The following is an 18,050-nucleotide window of genomic DNA, read 5'->3' as shown; positions in this document are numbered from 1 at the left end:
GAGATGTCGGACAAGGCGAGCTCCTTCTGCTGGTGGTTCCGGGCCGGGGAGGCGGCCCTGATGCCGGGCCTGCGGGGTGCAGGACCCTGACCCCCTCCATGAGAGCAACGGATCCGAGCATCGGGACGGCCCCGTCCGGCCGGTTCGCGGGCGGACGTCCCCCCCCCCGTCCGGGGCGCTGGGGGGCCCACCTCTTCTTCCTCCGATCGGACGGGACGCACCCCGATCCGCCCCCTTGCCCAGCGGGGTTGCTGCCCGGTCGATGTGTCCTCCGACGCTCTCCCTCGCGAGGGTGCTGCACCACTGACGCCTTGATCAGGTCCACCGCAACGCGGGAAGGGGCCCCTCCATCCTGCGAGGGGCCCCTCGTCTACCGGGCCGCGGCCACGGCAGAGCCGGTCACGGGGTGGTCAGCGTGGGGTTCCTGACGACCTTGGCGCAGATCGCGTACGCCTTGAGCTTGCCGGGGTCGTTCGGGTCGGAGTTCGTCGCGAACGCCCACCAGCCCTCGCCGGTGACGGGGATGCTCGCACCGAGCTCGTAACGGTCGGCGTACGAGTTGCCCGCGGTCACCATGGCGCCGCCGCCCGTTCGGGTCTCGCCGGCCGGGCACTCCGCCTTGGCCGCCGCGCGGCCCGGGTACCCGCCGCTGGCGACCGGGATGGTCACCTCCGCACTTTCCACCACACGCACCACATCGTCAGCCGCTGCGACGCCGGCCGACGCGAACGTCATGAACGTCATCGCCGCGGCCGCAGCCACGACGAGAGACCTCTTCAGCACAGGGATCTGCTTTCACTCGATCGGGAAAGATGGGCCCACGAACTCCTGCGGGCCGCCCCAGATGTATCCGTGCCCGCACGCCTGCCCGACAGGGCCGCGCCCGTCGCCATGTCAGGTTCACCGCAGAAACGATCGGGCTTAGCGCAAACAGTCCTCAGAGCAGGGCCCTGACCTGCGGCATCGGCTCAGCTCCGGTCCGCAGCCGGCCCCGCCGGGGCGGCAGCCTTCCCGGAGCGGTGCGGGTGGTGCACGGGGCGCGCGCGGTGGCGCGCGGAGTGACGCGCGGGGAGGAGCAGGCCGTCCCGTTCGAGGAGGGTGCGAGCCGCGGCGATGGCCTCCGGCGTGGTGGAGTGTTCCGCTCCGTCCGCGTGGAGCAGTTCCAGGGCGCCGACCGAGGCGAGGACCTGGCGGTGGCCGGGCCGGATCCCGGAGGCGAGCACGGCGATGCCCCGCCTGCGGAGCTGGTGCACCGCGTCCTTGAGGACGAGGGCGCCGGTGGCGTCGATCGTGGTGATGTGTGACATGCGCAGGATGACCACCCGTACGTCGGCCACCTCCGCCAGCTCGAGCAGGAACCGGTGCGCGCCGGCGAAGAAGACCGGTCCGTCGATCCGGTAGGCGACGATGTGTTCGGCGAGCAGGGCGTGTTCCTCGTCGCTGTGCTCCCCGGGCAGGTCCGCGCGGAAGTCGACCTGGTCCAGGCGGGCCTGGCGCGCGACGGCGCGCAGCGCCAGCGCCCCCGCCACCGCCAGGCCGATGACCACGGCGTAGACGAGGTCGAGGACCAGCGTGGCCGCGGCGGTCAGGACCAGGACCAGCCCGTCGGAGCGGGTCGCCCGGGCCATGGCTTTGAGCGAGCCGACCTCGACCATCCGGATCGCGGTCGCCAGCAGCACCCCTGCCAGCGCCGCCAGCGGGATCCGGGCCACCAGGGGGGCCGCGGCGAACACCACCACCGCCAGCACCAGGGCATGGGTCAGGGCGGCGAGCCGGGAGGTCGCGCCGGTGCGGACGTTGACGGCGGTCCGGGCTATGGCCGCCGTCGCGGGGACGCCGCCGAACAGCGGGGCGGCCAGGTTCGCCACGCCCTGCCCGAACAGCTCGCGGTCCGGATCGTGCTTCTGTCCGACCGTCATGCCGTCCGCGACCGTCGCCGACAGCAGCGACTCCAGCGCCGCGAGCGCGGCCACCGCCACGGCCGGGGCCAGCAGCGAGCCGAGGGTCGAGACGTCGAGGAAGGCGAGCGAGGGGGTGGGCAGGCCCGCGGGCAGCGCGCCGATCGGTGCCGCCCCGTCGAGGTGGAGGACCTGCGCCACGAGGGTGGCCGCGATCACGGCGACGATCGAGAACGGCACGGTCGGCCGCCATCGTGCCCCCGCCAGCATCACCACCGCGACGCCCCCGGAGAGGCCGAGCGCGGTCCAGTTCGGCGCGTCCACGAAGGCGGTCACCGACCGCCAGGCGACGGCGAGGACCTTCTCGCCCTCGGGCTTGGCCACCCCGAGTGCGTTCGGGACCTGCTGCAGGCCGATGACGCACGCGATGCCGAGGGTGAAGCCCTCCACCACCGGCGCGGGTACGTAGGCCATGTACCGGCCGGCTCTCAGCAGGGCCAGGGCGATGAGCAGGACGCCGGCCATCAGCCCGACGGTGAGGACGCCGCCGGGTCCGTACCGGGCGACGATCGGGACCAGGACGACGGTCATCGCCCCGGTCGGTCCGGACACCTGGAGGTTCGAGCCGCCGAGCAGCGCGGCCAGCCCCCCGGCCACCACCGCGGTGGCCAGCCCGGCCTGCGCGCCGAGCCCGGAGGAGACGCCGAAGCCGAGCGCGAGCGGCAGCGCGACGATCGCCACCGTCAGCCCGGCCAGCAGGTCCCGGCGCGGAGCGCGGGCCATCACCGCGAAGTCGGCGCGCGTCGGCAAGAGCGCCCCACCACGGCGGGCGACGCGGAGCAGCAGCCGGTTCACGAGGCGGCCCCGTCCTCGTCGCGTACCGCATCGGCCAGGGCGCCGCGGTCCTCCCGGAGATCGGGGGACAGGACCAGCCTGGACGACACGTTCCCCGGCACGGCCTGCGCCCGGTACAGCGGAACCCACACCCGCTCCTCCTGCCTCGTGCCCGCTCTCGCCTCACTTGCTGCGGGCCGCGACATCATGATGTACGCAATTGCAGAGTCATGCAATTCGTGAAGCGGCCGGCACCCGGCGGGGCCCGCCCCGGTCCACTCTGTACTCGCGGAATTGCAAAACTCTGCAATTAGCTACATTCTTAGCTGGCCGTGTCCGCAGGTAGCCGCGGGCACGGCCTTCGATGCTGCTCGGGCAGCCCGGCGGTCGGGAGGGTGGTGGTCACGGATGACGGTTCCGCTGTACCAGGCGAAGGCCGAGTTCTTCCGGATGCTCGGGCACCCGATGCGCATACGGGTCCTGGAGCTGTTGCAGGACGGGCCCTTGCCCGTGCGTCAGCTCCTGGCAGCGACCCAGGTGGAGGCGTCGGCGCTGTCGCAGCAGCTCGCGGTGCTGCGAAGGTCCGGCATCGTGACGGCGACGCGGGAGGGGACGACGGTGGTGTACGAGCTGGCCGGCGGGGACGTCGGGCAGTTGCTGGCGGCCGCGCGGCGGATCCTGTCCGACGGCGCCGGCCGGACGGTCGCAGCTGCCCAAGGGCTCGGGCGAGGTCCGGGTGAACGGCTCGTGAGCACGGGCATGCCGACCGACCGCGTCGTCCGGGGAAGGACCGCTCGATGACCGCGCCGACCGGACAGCGGCTGATGCTGGAGGTCTCCGGCACGGAGGCGCTGTGGCTGCTCGAAGGCGGTGGCCACGGACGACTGGTGTTCGTGCAGCGCGGGACGGCCGTCGTCCGCCCCGCCACCCACGTCCTGGAGTACGGGCGCCTTGTCGTCCGCGCCCCCGTCCAGCCCCTGCTCGTCCTGTCGCGGACCGTGCTCACGTACCACGCCGAGGAGGTCCGCCACCCGGCCGGCACCGGCTGGACGGTCACCGCCCACGGCCCGGCCGACGTCATCACCGACCCGGACGAGGACGCGCACTACCGGCGTACCCTGCCCGGCTGGTCCCACGGCCCGCACGACACCGTGCTGCGGCTGCACCCCCAGTCGGTCTCCGGGTTCCGCCTGGCCCGCCCGCTCGCCCCGGACGGGAGCGGCCGGTGACCACCACCCTGCCCGCGCTCCCGTACCGGCACGTGCTCACCCTGCCCACGATGACGTCGGCGGTCCGGGTGGTACGGGAGACCACCGAGCTGATCCTGGTCGAGATCGGCGTCGGGCTGCAGCATCCGCACGTCGGGCCGGCCCTGCTGATCCTGTCGGAGCTGGTCACCAACGCCGTGCGGCACGCCGCCGCGCTCTCGCCGAACGTGACGGTGACCTACGCGGCCGGGCCCGGGGTGTTCGCGTTCGCCGTCCACGACCGCCACCCGCACCTGCCCGCGCTCTCCCGGGCCCTGGCCGCCGCCCCCGGCAGCGGGCTGGCCACCGTGGTCGCGATGACCATGGAACTGGGCGGCACCGCGGTCGTCCGCCCGGACGCCGACGGGCAGGGCAAGAGCATCTGGATCACCCTGCCCCTGTGAGAGCCGAGGAAGCGCGCACGACAATCGAACGGCAGTACGCCGCCCACGAGCACCCGGGGGAGCTCCCCGACCCGACGACCCCGATCGCACCACCACGACAGGCAAGGAACACGGCAGCATGAACGACTTCACCGTCAAGGACTCCCACGGCACCCCGCTCGCCGACGGCGACTCGGTCACCCTGATCAAGGACCTCAAGGTCAAGGGCACCTCCGAGACCCTCAAGCGCGGCACCCTGGTCAAGAACATCCGCCTGACCTCCCGGCCCGGCGAGATCGAGTGCAACACCAAGAAGGTCAAGGGCCTGGTCCTGCGGACCGAGTTCCTCAAGAAGGCCTGACCCCCTCGCCCGCCTCACCGGCCGGCCGCCGGACGCCCGGAGCGGGGTGTTCGCCTCCTGCCGCGCCGGGCGGGTGTCCGTCAGTTGCAGGAGTCTGCAATTGTGGAGGTCACAGCATGTTGGCAGGGACCCCGTTCCCCGGGGTCCCCCGCGAAGAGTTTGGGTGGATGAGGTGCCAAGCACACACACGAGCACGGACGGAGGCGGCGGCGGGACGGCGCAGGCGAGCACCCCGCTGTACCAGCTCAAGGCCGAGTTCTTCAAAACGCTCGGTCATCCGGCCCGTATCCGCGTCCTGGAGCTCCTCAGCCAGCGCGAGCACGCCGTGGCCGAAATGCTCCCTGAGGTCGGCATCGAGCCCGCCTCCCTGTCCCAGCAACTCGCCGTGCTCCGCAAGGCCAACCTCGTCGCCACCCGCCGCGAGGGCTCCAACGTCTACTACCGGCTCACCAGCCCCGACGTCGCCGAACTCCTGCGCGTGGCCCGAGGCATCCTCTCCGGCGTCCTGCAGGGCCAGGCCGAACTCCTGGCAGACCTGCGCGCCAGCCGGCCCCAGTAGCCGGCCCGCCCCCTGAGCGGCGGCCGGCCCTGACAGCGACGGCCGCCCCCGAAACGGCGGCCGCCCCCCGCGGCGCGGGTGCACCCGGCGCTTCTGACACCGGGGGGCGGCCGCTCCCGCCGGGCTCACTTCTGGGCATGCTGGCCCAGCTGGAACAGCAGGTACACGAACCCGGCGAAAATGTGCGTGCCGACGATGTAGCAGAAGGCGCGCAGTGCGACGCCCTTCGCCTTCCACTGCTCCTGATCCGGCAAGGTGCTCTCCCCGCGTCGACTGTTCGTCGTACTAGTGAATTGCATAACTCTGCAAGTCTACCCTGGGAGGGGGCACGGGCATCGTCCCGGGCCCGGGGGAGGAGCGCGGCGGTCAGGTGAGCCGGTGCACCTGCTGGCTGCCGAGCTGGTACCGGGCCCCGACCACGGCCAGGCTCCCGGCCGCCACCCGGGCGGCCAGCTCCGGCACCAGGGCCAGACGGGAGGCCACCCGTCGCACGTTCGTGGTGATGGCGGCGTCCACCCGCGCGTCCGTAGCCGCGCCCGGGTCGACCGCCGGCCGGATCTGCTCGGCCAGATACCGCAACGGCCCCGGCAGCGGATCACCGCCGGCCTCGGCGTGGACGGCGGCTGCAACGGCCCCGCAGGACTGGTGGCCCAGGACCACCACGAGCGGAATGCCCAACTCCAGCACCCCGTAGGCGATGCTTCCCACCACGGCCCGGTCCAGGACCTCACCGGCCGAACGCACCGTCAGCAGATCTCCCAGACCTTGGTCGAAGACGAGCTCAGGGGGAACCCGGGAGTCGACGCAACCCAGGACGACGGCGAACGGATGCTGACCGCCGAGCAGCGACTGGCGCACCCTCCGCGACTCGTCGGGATGCTGCTCGTGCATCGTGCGCCAACGGCGATTGCCCGCAGCCAGTTCCCGCCACGCCGACCCCGGATCGGGCGGCCGCTTCCGCACCCCGGCCACCCGACCGGAGACCGGCCCCTGGGCACCGGCCAGGAGCCCCACGCCCGCGGCAGCAGCACCGCTCCCGAGCAGCACCCGAACGAACCGGCGCCGCACCGGACCCCCGCCGCCACCCTTGGAATCGGCCCTCATACCGGAGCAACCTAATGACCCCGACCCCCGGTCGGGCGGCGCCACCGCAGGCCTTGGCGCTTCCTTGGCGACGTCTTGGCGAACCCCGCACCGGAACGCCGGAACGCCTCCTTTCAGCGAGCCGGCTGGGCCGGCTGGGCCGGCTGGTGGGCACCGTAGACGTCGAACCAGGAGAGGGTGCGGCCGTCGGCGTCCAGTTCCCGGTATCCCGCGAGCCGGTGTTCCCCGGTGTTCCAGGCGAGGGCGTAGGTACGCCTGCCGACTTCGGGGACGTCGGCGACGGGCGTCGTGAGGGTCAGGCCGTCCTCGAAGACGAGCCGGCCGGTCCGGGCGTTCGGTCCGGGGCTGCCCAGCCAGAGCGTGAGGCCCGGGACGCCCGTCTCGTGGGTGGTCAGCAGGGTGCCCCAGCGGCTGCCGTCGCCGTGGTCGGTCTCCAGCCGGGGATCGGGCGGCGGTGGGCAGGGGAACCAGCGGCCCCCCGAGTCGGGTGGCGCCGGGCGTTCCGGGGTCCCCGGGCCGTCGGCCGGCTGCACGGAGAGCTGCATCTGGCAGTCCGTCCCCGGCGTCCCGGCGGCGGAAGGGCCGGCCGGGGCGGTGCCGCGGACGGTGCGTACGACGAGGGACCAGCGCACGTCGTCCACCACGCCATGTCCCACGACGCCGTGTCCCGCGGCCGTGTCCCGGGGCGCCGGCAGCGCCGCCGGCGGCGCGGGCACCGGGTGGCCGCCCCCACCGCCGGCGTCGTCGGACAGCAAGGGGCGCAGCGTCAGCAGCCCGATGCCGGCGGCCAGCAGCAGCCCGGTCGCGCCGGCGCGCACCACGGCCCTGCGCCGTCGGCGTCGCGCCGCCCCGCGATGGATCAGGCCGAGCGGCACGGGCGAGGGCCGCGGCAGCTTCGCGACCGCTGCCAGCACCTGACTCACGTCCGCGGCAGCGAGGTCGCACGCCGGTTGCGGCTCACCGCCCTCACGCACCGTGTCCGGCCGGCATCCGTGATCACGGCTCATGACTCACGCACCTTCTTCACCATCGCGGGGCCGTGGAACAGGAGCGGCAACAGCGGACTGCCCCGCAGTTTCCGCAACGCCTTGGACGCCTGGCTCTTGACGGTACCGACGGAGCAGTCCAGCACCCGAGCCGTCTCCTCCTCGGTCATGTCCTCCCAGAACCGCAGCACCAGCACCGCCCGCTGACGAGGCGCGAGGACGTGGAGCAGCCGCAGCATCGCGTCCTGCTCCTCCACGGCCGGGCCCGACGGCGCGAGGGCCGCCTCGTCGGGGAGCCGGGACATCAGCAGCTGGCTGATGGTCCGTCGACGCAGCCGACTGCGCTGGGTGTTGACCAGAGCCCGGCGTACGTAGGCGTCCAAGGACTCCGGCCGGAGCCGGTGCCATCTGCCGTGCACCTTGATCAGCGTCGTCTGTACGAGGTCCTCGGCCTCATGGAAGTCGCCGGTCAGCAGGAACGCGATCCGCACGAGGCGGTCCCACCGCGCCGCAGCGAACTCGTCGAAATCGCCCGGCCCTTCGGCCTCGCGCGGGGCGACCCACGCCGGGGCCGCGGAGGCAGGGGTGCCCGCCGGCGGGCGGGGTACCGGTACGGCGCCCACGTCGGTCAGGGTCACATGGCTCCCTTCGGATTGATCACCTGCAACAGGTCCTTCACCAGGTGATACTCCGTCGCCGCCCTCCGGGGTTGCCTGCCGCGCACAACACGAGCGTGTGCGGATCGGTTCTCCGGGCGGGGCAACCGCAGCGCTGCCGACGGGAGTAGTCCGGTTCGAGGGAAGGCAGACGGCCTTCCCCCTCCCGCACCACACAGATCGGACATTCCATGCGACGAAGCAGCACCCGGCCGCAGCAGGCCGAGACCGCCGCGGCATCCCGGCCGCCGAGGAGGAACCGCATCGCCGCCGCGGCGGCCGGACTGCTCCCGGCCACCGCCGCCCTGCTGGTCGGCATCGCCGTCGCCCCGCTCCTCACCGCCCCACCCGCCCAGGCGGCCGTACCCGGCGGCTACGGAGAACGCAGGCTGGACGAGATCACCCTCCTCGACAGCCACAACGGCTTCTCCAACCAGAAGGACGGCATCACCTTCGCTCCCGTCACCAACCAGAGCGTCTCGCTGCGCGACCAGCTGCAGAAGTTCAACGTGCGGGGCACGGAACTCGACATCTACCAGGAAATCGACGAGATCAAGCTCTGCCACGGCACGTGCGGCTTCGGCTCCCGTCCCCTGGAACGGGCCCTCAACGACATCGTCACCCTGCTGAACCAGGAACGCGACGAGATCTTCGTCGTCCGCTTCGAGGACTACGTCAAGGACAAGCAGCTCCTGGCGAACGTACTGCGCTCCGTGCCCGGCCTGTCCGACCTCACCTTCCGGCCCGACTCCGACCAGTGGAAGGTCCAGGAGCGCGGGTGGCCCAAGGTGAAGGACATGGTCAAGGCCAACAAGCGGCTGATCATGTTCAGCGACAAGAACGAGCGCAGCGACATCGGGCTGCCCTTCATCGGCGACTACGTCGTGCAGAACCACTACAAGGGCCTGGAGTGCAAGGACCGCGGCGGCATCTCCCAGCCCATGAACACCCCGCTGCGGGGACGGTTCCAGCCGCTGCTGCTCATCAACCAGTTCCACGACGGTGACGACGAGACCAACGTCTACGAGAACATCCGCGACCGCATGGGCAACTGCACGCACGCGGCGGGCGGACGCGTCCCCAACATCATCTCCTTCGACCACGTGCAGAGCCAGGGCGAGGGCCCGCGCAAGTTCGTGCAGAGCTTGAACAACGCCCCCTCCTGGTCCGTGAACGACGGCGGCCTCTGCCTCGACGTCGCCCAGGGCGGCACCGCCAACGGCACCAAGGTCCAGATGTGGAACTGCAACTGGTCCACCCCGCAGGCCTGGCGCCGTATGCCCCACGGTGACGGCTTCGAGCTCCGCGCCCTGGGCAAGTGCCTGGACGTCTCCGCGGCGGACGGCCTGGGAGTCCGTCTGTGGGACTGCAACGGCAGCCCCCAGCAGCGCTGGACCCACCGCAACGGCACCTTGGTCAACCACGCGACGAACAAGTGTCTGGTCCCGCACCAGCGCCGCTACGCCGAAGGCCAGCCGGTCGTCGTCTGGGCCTGCGACAACGGCGGCAACCAGCGCTGGGACTGGCGCCTGCGCTGACCCCGACCAGGCTCCGTGAACCGCCCCGGGCATCGCGGACGGCCCTGACACGTAGGGCCCTGCCCGCCGGGCGGGACTGAGCCGAGGGCTTCTTGCAGCGGTACCGCGCCGAGGCGCGGTCCCCCGGAAGGGCCGGCTGTCGTCGACGGCCGGCCCTTTTCGCTGCGACAGGCCCGGCGGCGCGCACGCGCACAGTCCGGTCCGGCCCGGTCCGTTCTTCGGTTTCCCGCGCAGAGCGGGGCATTCGCCGGCTGTCGCCGACCGCGAGCGACTCCCAAGAATCGCCTTCCCGCGGACCCGACGGTGCTCCCCCCGTTTCCCGGATCCGGAACGCCTCTGACGCACCGTCCCGGTCAGGACCGCCGGACGGGTGGTGGGCGGCGACTCCGGCGGAATGTGTCCGGGCCGTCGCCGCGACCTCACCGATCATGACACCCGTACGCCCTCAGAACGTGGCGCTTCCCGACCTGAAAGGTGTGATCGAGGATGACCGACACTCCCCGTACGGGGCTTTCCCGGTACCGGGCCGCAGCCTTGGTGGGCGCGGCGACCCTGCTGGTCGCCGGCCCCGCCTGGGCCCAGCCGCGTGCCGCGGCCGCCGCCGCGCCGTCGAACTCCGATCTGGAAGTGGTGCGCATCGAGCCGGATCTCGTGCCGCCCGGCGGCCGCACCGAACTCCACGCGTTCGTCACCAACCTCGGCCCGGAGACGACCAACTCCTCACTCTTCATCACCGTCACCCTGCCGCGCCAGGTGAAGGCCGAGAGGCCGTTCTTCCCCGACACCTGCGAGCCGTACGCCGACGACCATCGGGTGCGGTGCGAGTTCGGTGCAGGGCTCAGGACGAACCGCTCCGCCACCGCCCTGATCCCGCTCCGCATCGACGCCGACACCGCACCGGGGACGTACAAGGGCGCGTTCACGGTGCGCAGTGCGGACGACCGGAACACGGAGAACAACCGCACGGAGTTCGAGATCAAGGTCGTCGAACCGGACCCCGACCACTGACGGGGATCAGCCGCGCCGCGGCAGCCGGTGCAGCATGACGTCGGACAGCGCCCCATCCGCCACGACCGCGGTCATGAAGGTGCAGAACGGCTGCCGCCTACGGTCCGTCGGCGAGCCGGGGTTGAGCAGCCGCAGCCCCCCGGGAGCCGTGGTGTCCCACGGAATGTGGCTGTGGCCGAACACCAGCACGTCCAGGTCCGTGAAGCGCTCGGCGCAGCGCCGCTCCCGCCCCGCGGCGCCGCCCGTCTCGTGGACGACCCCGAACCGTACGCCCTCCAGCGAGGCCCGGGCCACCTCCGGCAGGCGCCGGCGCAGCGCCGGCCCGTCGTTGTTGCCGTACACGCCGATCAGCCGCCGGGCCCTGCCCTCCAGCAGGTCCAGCGTGGCCTCGTCCGTCCAGTCCCCGGCGTGGATGACGACATCGGCCGCGTCGACCTCGTCCAGCAACGCGTCCGGCAGCTCCTTGGCACGCTTGGGCAGATGCGTGTCGGAGGTCAACAACAACCGCATGCCCCCACAGTAGCTCGCGGACGATCAGCCGATCACGGTGTCGGCGTGCCGGTGGGCGACGTGCCAGGTGCCGTTCTCCCTGCGGTACACCTGGGTGGCGCGGAGCGTGTACGTCCGGGGCTCCCCGTCCACCGAGGCGGAGGTGTGCTCCAGGCCGACGGTGTACGCCATGTCGCCGCGGACGTCGTAGACCTGTAGCTCGAACGCGTACGACGTGCAGTCGGAGAACGACTGTGCGAGCCCGGTGAAGAGGGCGTCGAGCTCGTCGCGGCCGACGGCGTTGCGCCATGCCCCCAGCACGCTGACGGGCTCGGTACGCGACCACAGCGCCCGCCGGGGAGCGGCGTCGCCGTTGTGCAGCGCGACCTCGGCCTCGTGGAGCGCGGTCCTGACCCACACCAGAAATTCGTCACGATCGGACACACCCCCAGCATGACCCGCCCCGGCGCCCACGGCCGGCACCGGCGACGGCCGGCCCCCCGGATGGCCCCCCAGGCCGGGGTGTTCTAGACCATCCCTGTGCGGCGGGCCACTTCCTCGTTGTGGCGCAGCTGCTCGTGCGCTTGCGGACCGAGGGTGTTGATGACGCCGGCGATGAGGACTTCGATCACGGCGAGGGTGGGAACGAGGCTGTCGTAGGGGGCCGTGGTACCCACCTGGCTGGGCAGGACGACGTCCGCGTGGGCGGTGGCGGGGGAGAGCCAGGGGTCGGTGAAGACGATGGTCTTGCCGGCCGCCTCGCGGGTGAGCTGGGCGATGGCGGTCTTGTCGTCCTCGTAGCGCCGGTAGTCGAAGAGCACGACCACGTCCCGGCGGGTGAGCCGGGCCAAGGCCGCGGTCCGTTCGACGGGCCGGTCGGGCAGGAAGCGGACGTCCTCGCGCAGCTGCATCAGGTGGAGGCCGAGGTACTGCGCCAGGAGGTGGGTGAAACGGCCCCCGGCGAGGGTGATGTGGCGTTTGCGGTCGGCGAGGAGGGCGACGGCGCGCTGGAAGTCGTGCGGGGGGACCTCGGCGAGCGTCTGGGCGAGTGCGGGGGCGAAGGTGGCGTTGCTGTGTTCGAGGAGACCCGCCGTGCTGGTCGGGTCGTGGTCGCCGCCCAGGCCCGCGGCTTCGTACAGGGCGATGGGGGAGGCGTTGCGGACGTCGAGTTCGCTGCGGACCGCCGCCTGGAGGTCGGGGAAGCCCTGGTAGCCCATCCGCGCTGCGAAGCGCAGGACGGTGGGGGTGGAGACCGAGGCACGTTCGGCGATGACGGCGACGGTCTCGAAGACCGCGGACGGGTATCCGGCCAGCAGGGTGCGGGCGACCTTGCGTTCAGCGGGGCTGAGTGCGCCGAGGTTGGCGCGAATGCCGTCGGCGATGGTGCCGGTCATCGTCGGGTGGTTTCCTTCCGGAGGGGTCGTGCCGTGTCCGCCGAGCCTAGTGCCGGCGCGGCGCACACGGAGGTGTCGGCTTGCGCTGGTCCCGGGGTCAGTGCGCGGTGATGGCGAGGGCGAGCGAGGTCAGCGTCGTCGGGTCCGCAGAGCTGTGGGCCCAGGCGGTGGCCGGGTGTGTACGCGTGAGCGTCACGGTGTAGCGCGGGTGCGTCTCGAAGGTGGAAGCCGTCGCGGTGCGCCGGGTGCGGCTGGCCGCAAGGGCACGAGCGGTGCTCAGGAGGGAGTAGGGCCGGCCGCCGGGGTTGGCTCGGGAGAAGAAGACGTCGGTGTTGGTGGGGACCGGGGTGTCGCCGGTCGGGGTGATGGGGCGCTTGCCGGGGGCCGGAAGGGCCTGCCAGGTCCGGGGCAGGTAGCGGTCCCCGTCGGTGAGGTAGGTGTACCGGGCTCCGTGCAGCGACCAGCCGGCGGTCGTGGTGTGCGCGCGGGCCTGGCGGAGGTCCAGGACGGTCAGGCCCTGGGTGCCCTTGACGGTGGCGGTCTCGGCGGGTGTGCCGGGGTGGTCGATGACGAGGGCAGTGTTCTCTTCGAGGCCGTAGACCCGCGTGTGGCCGGTGTCGGCGGCCAGGCGCAGGGCGCGTCCTTCGCGGCCGGCGGCGCCGGTGTGGGTGTCGAGGAGGCCGGAGCGGAGGAACCCGAAGCCGCCTGCGGGCAGGTGGCCCGGTCGGGTCGGGTCGTCGAAGTAGCCGGGGCTGCTGCCGTCGCGCAGGGCCTCGTAGGAGTCGCCGCCGGTGACCATGTCGGCCCCGGCCATGATCTGCGCGCCGGCGGAGGAGCCCGCGACGACGGCGCCGGCGGCGAGCTTGGCGCGGATCGCGGCCAGGACCTTGCTGTCGGTGTGCGCGGTGCCGTGGAGGAGGGTGGTGACGTAGCGGTACTGGTCGCCGCCGCCGAAGAAGAAGCCGGTCATCGCGTTGACCTGGGCGACGACCGTGTCGGAGTCCGCGTTGCCGAGGTGATCGAGGTCGACGGGTATCCACTGGGCGTCGGCGGCTCCGTGCCGCTCGAACAGTGAGGCGTAGTAGGCGCCGTTGCAGGCCGAGTTGCTGCACCGTGCCGGGTCGTCGGCGTTCGGGTCCTGGCTGGCGGGGACGGAGGCCGCGGTCAGGACGCCGATCCGGGCGGCGGCGCCGCCGGCGCGGTCGATGATCTCGCCGTAGACGGCCTTGTTGTCCTCCTTGAGGCCGCCGCCGACCAGCACCAGCGAACCGCCGTGGGTCGGGTCGTGCACGGGGGAGGCGTGGGCGGCGGGGACGGTGAGGGCGGCCAGCAGCAGGGTGGTGGTGGCGGCCAGCAGGCGGTGTCGTGAGCGGGTGCCGGGCATGGGGACTCCGTTCAGGTGGCGGTGGTGTCGCACAGGCGGGCGATCAGCAGGGCGAGGAGGGTGACGCGGTCCGTGACGGTGGTGGTGTCGAGCCATTCCTGGGGGGTGTGGTCGGCGCCGCCGACCGGGCCGAGGCCGTCCAGGACCGGTGTGCCGGTGGCGGCGATGGTGTTGGCGTCGCCGACGCCTCCGGTGCGCGTCGCCCCGAAGGCGATGCCCAGTTCGCGGCCGGCACCGTGGGCGAGCGCCAGCATCCGGCGGTTGCCGCCCGTCGCCTCCATCGGCGGGCACAGGTCCAGCTGCCGCACCGTGGCGGTCGTACCGAGGACGGGCAGGCGCGCCGCGGTCGCCCCGATGGCGTGGCCGATACGGTCCAGGCAGGCGGTGGTGGTCGCCCGGACCTCGATGTGGAGTTCGGCCCGCTCGGGGACGATGTTGGGGCGGCTGCCGGCGCGGACGACACCGACGTTGATCGTCGCGTCGTCCTCCTGCTCGTTGAGGGACTGCAGGGCGATGGTCAGATGGGCCGCGGCGAGAGCGGCGTGGGCGCCGCGCTCGGGCTCGATGCCGGCGTGCGCCGCCTTACCCGTGACGGTGACGAGGTACTCGGCAACTCCCTTCCGGGCGACGACCACATCGCCGTTCTCGCGGGCGCACTCCAGGGCCAGCGCGAAGTCGGCCTCGGCCGCCAGGGTCCGGGTGAGGGGGGCGCTGCCCGGGGAGCCGATCTCCTCGTCCGGCGTCGCGAGGAAGACGATCTCGTCGTAGTCGTCGAACCCCTCCTCGGCCAGGATCTCCAGCGCGCTCAGTCCCGCCAGGAGACCGCCCTTGTCGTCGCTGACACCCGGCCCGTGCGCCAACGACCCGGTGAGGGTGAAGGGGCGGGCGGCCGCGGTGCCGTCGTCGAAGACGGTGTCCATGTGGCCGGCGAGGAGGATGCGCCGCCCTCCGTCCGCCGCCCTCCTGGCGCCCTTCTTCCGGGCGACGAGCGCGCTGCCCAGCGCCCGCCCCCGGTGGCGTCCGGCGGGCACGGTGCGGGTGGTGGCGCCGTGGCGTTCCAGCCGGTCCGCGAACCAGGCGGCGACGCGGTCGATCCCGTCGGGGCTGTAGGAGCCGGAGTCGATGGCCACCAGGGCGGCGAGGTCGGCCAGGTACTCGCTGTGCCGCGCGGCGGCGCGGGCCCGCAGCGTCCGGGCGGACGGCTGCGGGCGGACCGGGGCGGTCACAGGACCTTGGACAGGAACGCGCGGGTCCGCTCCTGCGCCGGATCGGTCAGGACCGTGCGCGGGTCGCCCGCTTCGACGACGACGCCCTCGTCCATGAACACGGCCGTGTCGGCGACCTCCCGGGCGAAGCCGATCTCGTGCGTGACCACGACCATGGTCATCCCGTCGGCGGCGAGGCGCCGCATCACGTCCAACACGTCACCCACCAGCTCGGGGTCGAGGGCCGAGGTCGGCTCGTCGAAGAGCATCAGCTTCGGCCTCATCGCCAGTGCACGGGCGATGGCCACGCGCTGCTGCTGTCCGCCGGACAGCTGCGCGGGGTAGTGGCCGGCCCGGTCCGCGAGTCCCACCTGCTCCAGGAGCCGGTGCGCTTCGGCCTCGGCGTCGGGCTTGGAGACGCCCGCGACCTTCACGGGCGCCTCGCAGATGTTCTCCAGCGCGGTCATGTGGGGGAAGAGGTGGAAACGCTGGAAGACCATGCCGATGTCGCGGCGGCGCTCGGCGACCTCCCGCTCGCGCAGTTCGTACAGCTTGCCGCCGCGGCGGCGGTGGCCCACGAGGTCGCCGTCGACGGCCAGTGTGCCGCCGTCCACGGTTTCGAGGTGGTTGATGCACCGCAGGAAGGTCGACTTGCCCGAGCCCGAGGGCCCCAGCAGACAGCAGACCTGACCGCGCTCGACCGTCAGGTCGATGCCCCGCAGCACGTGGAGGCCGCCGTAGTTCTTGTGGACGCCACGCGCCTGGACCATGGGCCTGCTCATCGCCCGGACTCCTTCCTCGTACGGCGGGCCCAGCCGGTGCCGGCGCCGCCGAGCAGCCGCCGGAACGCCGGGGTGCTGCGGCCGCGGGCCGCGCCGCGCCCGTAGCGGCGCTCCAGCCAGGTCTGCGGGATGCTCAGCAGGGAGACGAGCGCCAGGTACCAGCAACTGGCGACGACCAGCAGGGGGATCACCTGGTAGTTCTGGGCGTACACCTCCTGGATGTTCGACATCAGGTCGTGGGCGGCGATCACCGAGACCAGGGCGGTCATCTTGAGCATGTTGATGGTCTCGTTGCCCATGGGCGGGATGATGACCCTCAGGGCCTGCGGCAGGACGATCCGCCGCATGGTCAGCGCCGGGCGCATGCCCAGCGAGTGCGCGGCCTCGGCCTGCCCGGGGTCGACGGACTGGATCCCCGCGCGGACGATCTCGGAGGCGTAGGCGGCTTCGTTCAGGCCGAGGGCCAGGAGGGCGGCCACCGCGGGGGTCAGGACGGTGTTGGTGTCCCAGGAGACGAAGGTGACGTCCGTGAACGGGATCCCTATCTTGATCTGGGAGTACAGGGCTGCGGCGTACCCCCAGAAGATGATCTGGACGAGTAGCGGTGTGCCGCGGAAGGCCCACACGAACAGGGACGACAGGCCGTACAGCACGGGGCTGGACGACAGGCGCATGACGGCGACGACCGTCCCGAGGGCCAGCCCCAGGGCCATGGCGGCGGCGGTCAGCCACAAGGTGGTGGCCATCCCGTCGAAGATCAAACCGGCGAAGAGGTAGTCGCCGACGACGTCCCAGCGGAGGTTGTCGTTCTTGGCGAGCGACCCGACCAGGCCGGCCAGCCCGGCCACCGCCGCGACCGCCGCGGCCCAACGCCCGTAGTGGCGCACCGGCACCACGTCGAGCGCCTCGTCCTGGCAGGTGGCGGTCACCGGGTGAAGCGTGCCGGTCGCCGTGGTGGTGTCGGTCACTGGGCGCCCGCGTTCTTCGTGGCTTCCGTGACCGCGATCGACGCGACGCCGTACTTGTCGCAGATCTTCGTCAGGGTGCCGTCGGCGACGAGTTGCTGCAGCGCCTTGTGGATCACATCGGTCAGCTCCGGCTGCTTCTTGGACACCGCGATGCCATTGAAAGAGGCCTTGTACCCGCCCTGGGCCGCGGGGTCCTCGACGGAGTCGAAGGCGGCGCCGTTCTCGGCGGTCTTGGCGGTCCATCCGGCGGCCGGCTTGGTCAGCACATCGGCGACGACCTTGCCCGCGCGCAGGGCGAGCTGGGCGTCGGAGTCCTTGGGGAAGGTCTGGATGTCGATGGGCTGCCTGCCCAGCTCGGCGCAGCGGGACTGGTGGGCCTTGAGGAGGTCGGCCTGGTGGGTGGCGGCCTGGACACCGGCCGGGTGCCCGCACAGGTCGTCCAGGGTGGTGATCCTGGCCGGATTGCCGTCGGCGACCAGCAGGCCCGAGCCGGACCGGGAGTAGTCCACGAAGTCGACGACCTGCTGGCGCTCCTTGGTGTCGGTGATGGCGGAGATCGCCACGTCGTACTTGCCGGCCTGGATCGCGGGGATGATGCCGTCGAACTTCTGCGGCGTGAAGGCGAACTTCACCCCGAGCTTGGCGCCCAGCGCCTGTCCGAGGTCGTAGTCCAGGCCGGTCAGCTCGCTCTGCCCCTCCTTGACGAACATCTCGAACGGCGCGTAGGGCACGTCGGTCGCCACCCGTACGGTGCCGGACTTCTTGATCGCCTCCGGCAGTGCGTCGTGCAGGGCCTGGTCGGGCTGGACCCGCACCCCGGCCACGTCGGCGCCGGACGGGGCGGGGGCGGGGGTCGCGGTCTCACTGCGGCCGCACGCCGACAGGGCGGCGGACGCGGTGAGCGCGGTGAGCGCGGTGAGCGCCGCGGTCAGGGAGCGGGCGAAGGGTGTACGTGCGTGCATGACTCTTGCGTGCATGACTCTCGGACCTCGTTCACAAGGGGAGGGAAGACACCGGAGGACGGCTGCCGTCGGCGAGCCACACCGGAAGTTACAGATGAACGCGAGAAATGACTAGATGTATCGCACGTTACTTCTCGGTGGGGTCCTCACTTCGGGTGCCGGCTCGACCGCTTCGTCAGCAAAAGCCCTGCCGTGTGGCCCCTTGGGCGCGCGGCCAAGTCATCTCGGCGTTACATCTGTTCACGAACCAGCCTGGCTTGTATCTTCCGCTACTACTCCAGGCGCACTGGAT

At 72.1% G+C, this 18,050-nt stretch carries 22 protein-coding genes; 7 read left to right on the top strand and 15 right to left on the bottom strand.

Annotated features, from left to right (window positions below):
- Positions 1–399: 399 nt before the first annotated feature.
- From EF918_RS03015 to EF918_RS37935, 3 genes are all read right to left on the bottom strand, one after another.
- Positions 400–669, bottom strand: coding sequence for a hypothetical protein (locus EF918_RS03015; RefSeq protein ID WP_125640115.1), 270 nt, complete (start codon positions 667–669; stop codon positions 400–402).
- 299 nt (positions 670–968) lie between these two features.
- Positions 969–2,681 carry a SulP family inorganic anion transporter gene (locus EF918_RS03010; RefSeq protein WP_125640165.1) on the bottom strand — a complete coding sequence of 571 codons (1,713 nt, stop codon included), beginning with the start codon at positions 2,679–2,681 and terminating at the stop codon, positions 969–971.
- Between the two features lie 68 nt (positions 2,682–2,749).
- A complete protein-coding gene (locus tag EF918_RS37935; RefSeq protein ID WP_260609731.1) occupies positions 2,750–2,884 on the bottom strand; it encodes a hypothetical protein in 135 nt (44 codons plus the stop codon).
- A gap of 256 nt (positions 2,885–3,140) precedes the next feature.
- Here EF918_RS37935 and EF918_RS03005 point away from each other — a divergent pair, with 256 nt between their 5' ends.
- The 5 genes from EF918_RS03005 (at position 3,141) to EF918_RS02985 (ending at position 5,282) form a co-directional block, all read left to right on the top strand.
- Entirely contained in the window at positions 3,141–3,533 is a 393-nt protein-coding gene (locus tag EF918_RS03005; protein WP_125640112.1) for a helix-turn-helix transcriptional regulator, read from the top strand.
- The gene (locus EF918_RS03000; protein WP_260609730.1) at positions 3,530–3,961 is read left to right on the top strand and encodes a pyridoxamine 5'-phosphate oxidase family protein; all 432 of its coding nucleotides are present in this window, start codon (positions 3,530–3,532) and stop codon (positions 3,959–3,961) included. Before EF918_RS03005 ends, EF918_RS03000 begins: the two co-directional genes overlap by 4 nt.
- Positions 3,962–4,011: 50 nt before the next feature.
- Complete coding sequence (locus EF918_RS02995) at positions 4,012–4,383, top strand: ATP-binding protein (RefSeq protein WP_125640162.1); 372 nt, start codon at positions 4,012–4,014, stop codon at positions 4,381–4,383.
- Between the two features lie 118 nt (positions 4,384–4,501).
- A complete protein-coding gene (locus EF918_RS02990; RefSeq protein ID WP_125640109.1) occupies positions 4,502–4,723 on the top strand; it encodes an alkylphosphonate utilization protein in 222 nt (73 codons plus the stop codon).
- A gap of 172 nt (positions 4,724–4,895) precedes the next feature.
- Positions 4,896–5,282: a helix-turn-helix transcriptional regulator gene (locus EF918_RS02985; RefSeq protein WP_125640105.1), complete on the top strand. Its 387-nt coding sequence runs from the start codon at positions 4,896–4,898 to the stop codon at positions 5,280–5,282.
- A gap of 125 nt (positions 5,283–5,407) precedes the next feature.
- Here the strand turns inward: EF918_RS02985 and EF918_RS37645 are convergent, their stop codons facing one another.
- The 4 genes from EF918_RS37645 to EF918_RS02970 form a co-directional block, all read right to left on the bottom strand.
- The gene (locus tag EF918_RS37645; protein WP_260609729.1) at positions 5,408–5,536 is read right to left on the bottom strand and encodes a DUF6126 family protein; all 129 of its coding nucleotides are present in this window, start codon (positions 5,534–5,536) and stop codon (positions 5,408–5,410) included.
- 112 nt (positions 5,537–5,648) lie between these two features.
- A complete protein-coding gene (locus tag EF918_RS02980) occupies positions 5,649–6,386 on the bottom strand; it encodes a carbonic anhydrase (protein ID WP_125640102.1) in 738 nt (245 codons plus the stop codon).
- 113 nt (positions 6,387–6,499) lie between these two features.
- The gene (locus EF918_RS02975) at positions 6,500–7,393 is read right to left on the bottom strand and encodes a hypothetical protein (RefSeq protein WP_125640099.1); all 894 of its coding nucleotides are present in this window, start codon (positions 7,391–7,393) and stop codon (positions 6,500–6,502) included.
- Positions 7,390–8,010 carry a SigE family RNA polymerase sigma factor gene (locus tag EF918_RS02970; RefSeq protein WP_260609728.1) on the bottom strand — a complete coding sequence of 207 codons (621 nt, stop codon included), beginning with the start codon at positions 8,008–8,010 and terminating at the stop codon, positions 7,390–7,392. The genes EF918_RS02975 and EF918_RS02970 overlap by 4 nt, the downstream gene beginning before the upstream one ends.
- A gap of 209 nt (positions 8,011–8,219) precedes the next feature.
- Between EF918_RS02970 and EF918_RS02965 the strand changes: the two genes are divergently transcribed.
- Together EF918_RS02965 and EF918_RS02960 are read left to right on the top strand one after the other, a co-directional pair.
- Positions 8,220–9,566, top strand: coding sequence for a ricin-type beta-trefoil lectin domain protein (locus EF918_RS02965; RefSeq protein ID WP_125640093.1), 1,347 nt, complete (start codon positions 8,220–8,222; stop codon positions 9,564–9,566).
- 486 nt (positions 9,567–10,052) lie between these two features.
- On the top strand, positions 10,053–10,574 hold the full coding sequence (locus tag EF918_RS02960; protein ID WP_125640089.1) for a hypothetical protein: 522 nt from the start codon (positions 10,053–10,055) through the stop codon (positions 10,572–10,574).
- Between the two features lie 6 nt (positions 10,575–10,580).
- On the opposite strand, the gene EF918_RS02955 is transcribed toward EF918_RS02960, so the two are convergent.
- From EF918_RS02955 to EF918_RS02920, 8 genes are all read right to left on the bottom strand, one after another.
- Positions 10,581–11,084 carry a metallophosphoesterase gene (locus EF918_RS02955; RefSeq protein WP_125640086.1) on the bottom strand — a complete coding sequence of 168 codons (504 nt, stop codon included), beginning with the start codon at positions 11,082–11,084 and terminating at the stop codon, positions 10,581–10,583.
- A 24-nt stretch (positions 11,085–11,108) separates the two neighbouring features.
- A complete protein-coding gene (locus tag EF918_RS02950) occupies positions 11,109–11,507 on the bottom strand; it encodes a nuclear transport factor 2 family protein (RefSeq protein ID WP_125640083.1) in 399 nt (132 codons plus the stop codon).
- 83 nt (positions 11,508–11,590) lie between these two features.
- Positions 11,591–12,457: a MurR/RpiR family transcriptional regulator gene (locus EF918_RS02945; protein WP_125640080.1), complete on the bottom strand. Its 867-nt coding sequence runs from the start codon at positions 12,455–12,457 to the stop codon at positions 11,591–11,593.
- 97 nt (positions 12,458–12,554) lie between these two features.
- Positions 12,555–13,841 carry a cyanophycinase gene (locus tag EF918_RS02940; RefSeq protein ID WP_125640077.1) on the bottom strand — a complete coding sequence of 429 codons (1,287 nt, stop codon included), beginning with the start codon at positions 13,839–13,841 and terminating at the stop codon, positions 12,555–12,557.
- 11 nt (positions 13,842–13,852) lie between these two features.
- The gene (locus EF918_RS02935; protein ID WP_125640074.1) at positions 13,853–15,067 is read right to left on the bottom strand and encodes a M20/M25/M40 family metallo-hydrolase; all 1,215 of its coding nucleotides are present in this window, start codon (positions 15,065–15,067) and stop codon (positions 13,853–13,855) included.
- Complete coding sequence (locus EF918_RS02930) at positions 15,064–15,828, bottom strand: amino acid ABC transporter ATP-binding protein (protein ID WP_312847804.1); 765 nt, start codon at positions 15,826–15,828, stop codon at positions 15,064–15,066. The genes EF918_RS02935 and EF918_RS02930 overlap by 4 nt, the downstream gene beginning before the upstream one ends.
- The gene (locus EF918_RS02925; protein WP_260609727.1) at positions 15,825–16,796 is read right to left on the bottom strand and encodes an amino acid ABC transporter permease; all 972 of its coding nucleotides are present in this window, start codon (positions 16,794–16,796) and stop codon (positions 15,825–15,827) included. The genes EF918_RS02930 and EF918_RS02925 overlap by 4 nt, the downstream gene beginning before the upstream one ends.
- Positions 16,793–17,758 (bottom strand): ABC transporter substrate-binding protein, encoded by a 966-nt coding sequence (locus EF918_RS02920; protein ID WP_125640071.1) that lies wholly within the window; start codon positions 17,756–17,758, stop codon positions 16,793–16,795. Before EF918_RS02920 ends, EF918_RS02925 begins: the two co-directional genes overlap by 4 nt.
- Positions 17,759–18,050: the final 292 nt, after the last annotated feature.

Origin of the sequence: Streptomyces sp. WAC06614, assembly GCF_003949795.1 — a bacterium.
In the GTDB taxonomy this organism is placed as follows: domain Bacteria; phylum Actinomycetota; class Actinomycetes; order Streptomycetales; family Streptomycetaceae; genus Streptomyces.
This window is presented reverse-complemented; position numbering and strand designations above follow the sequence as displayed.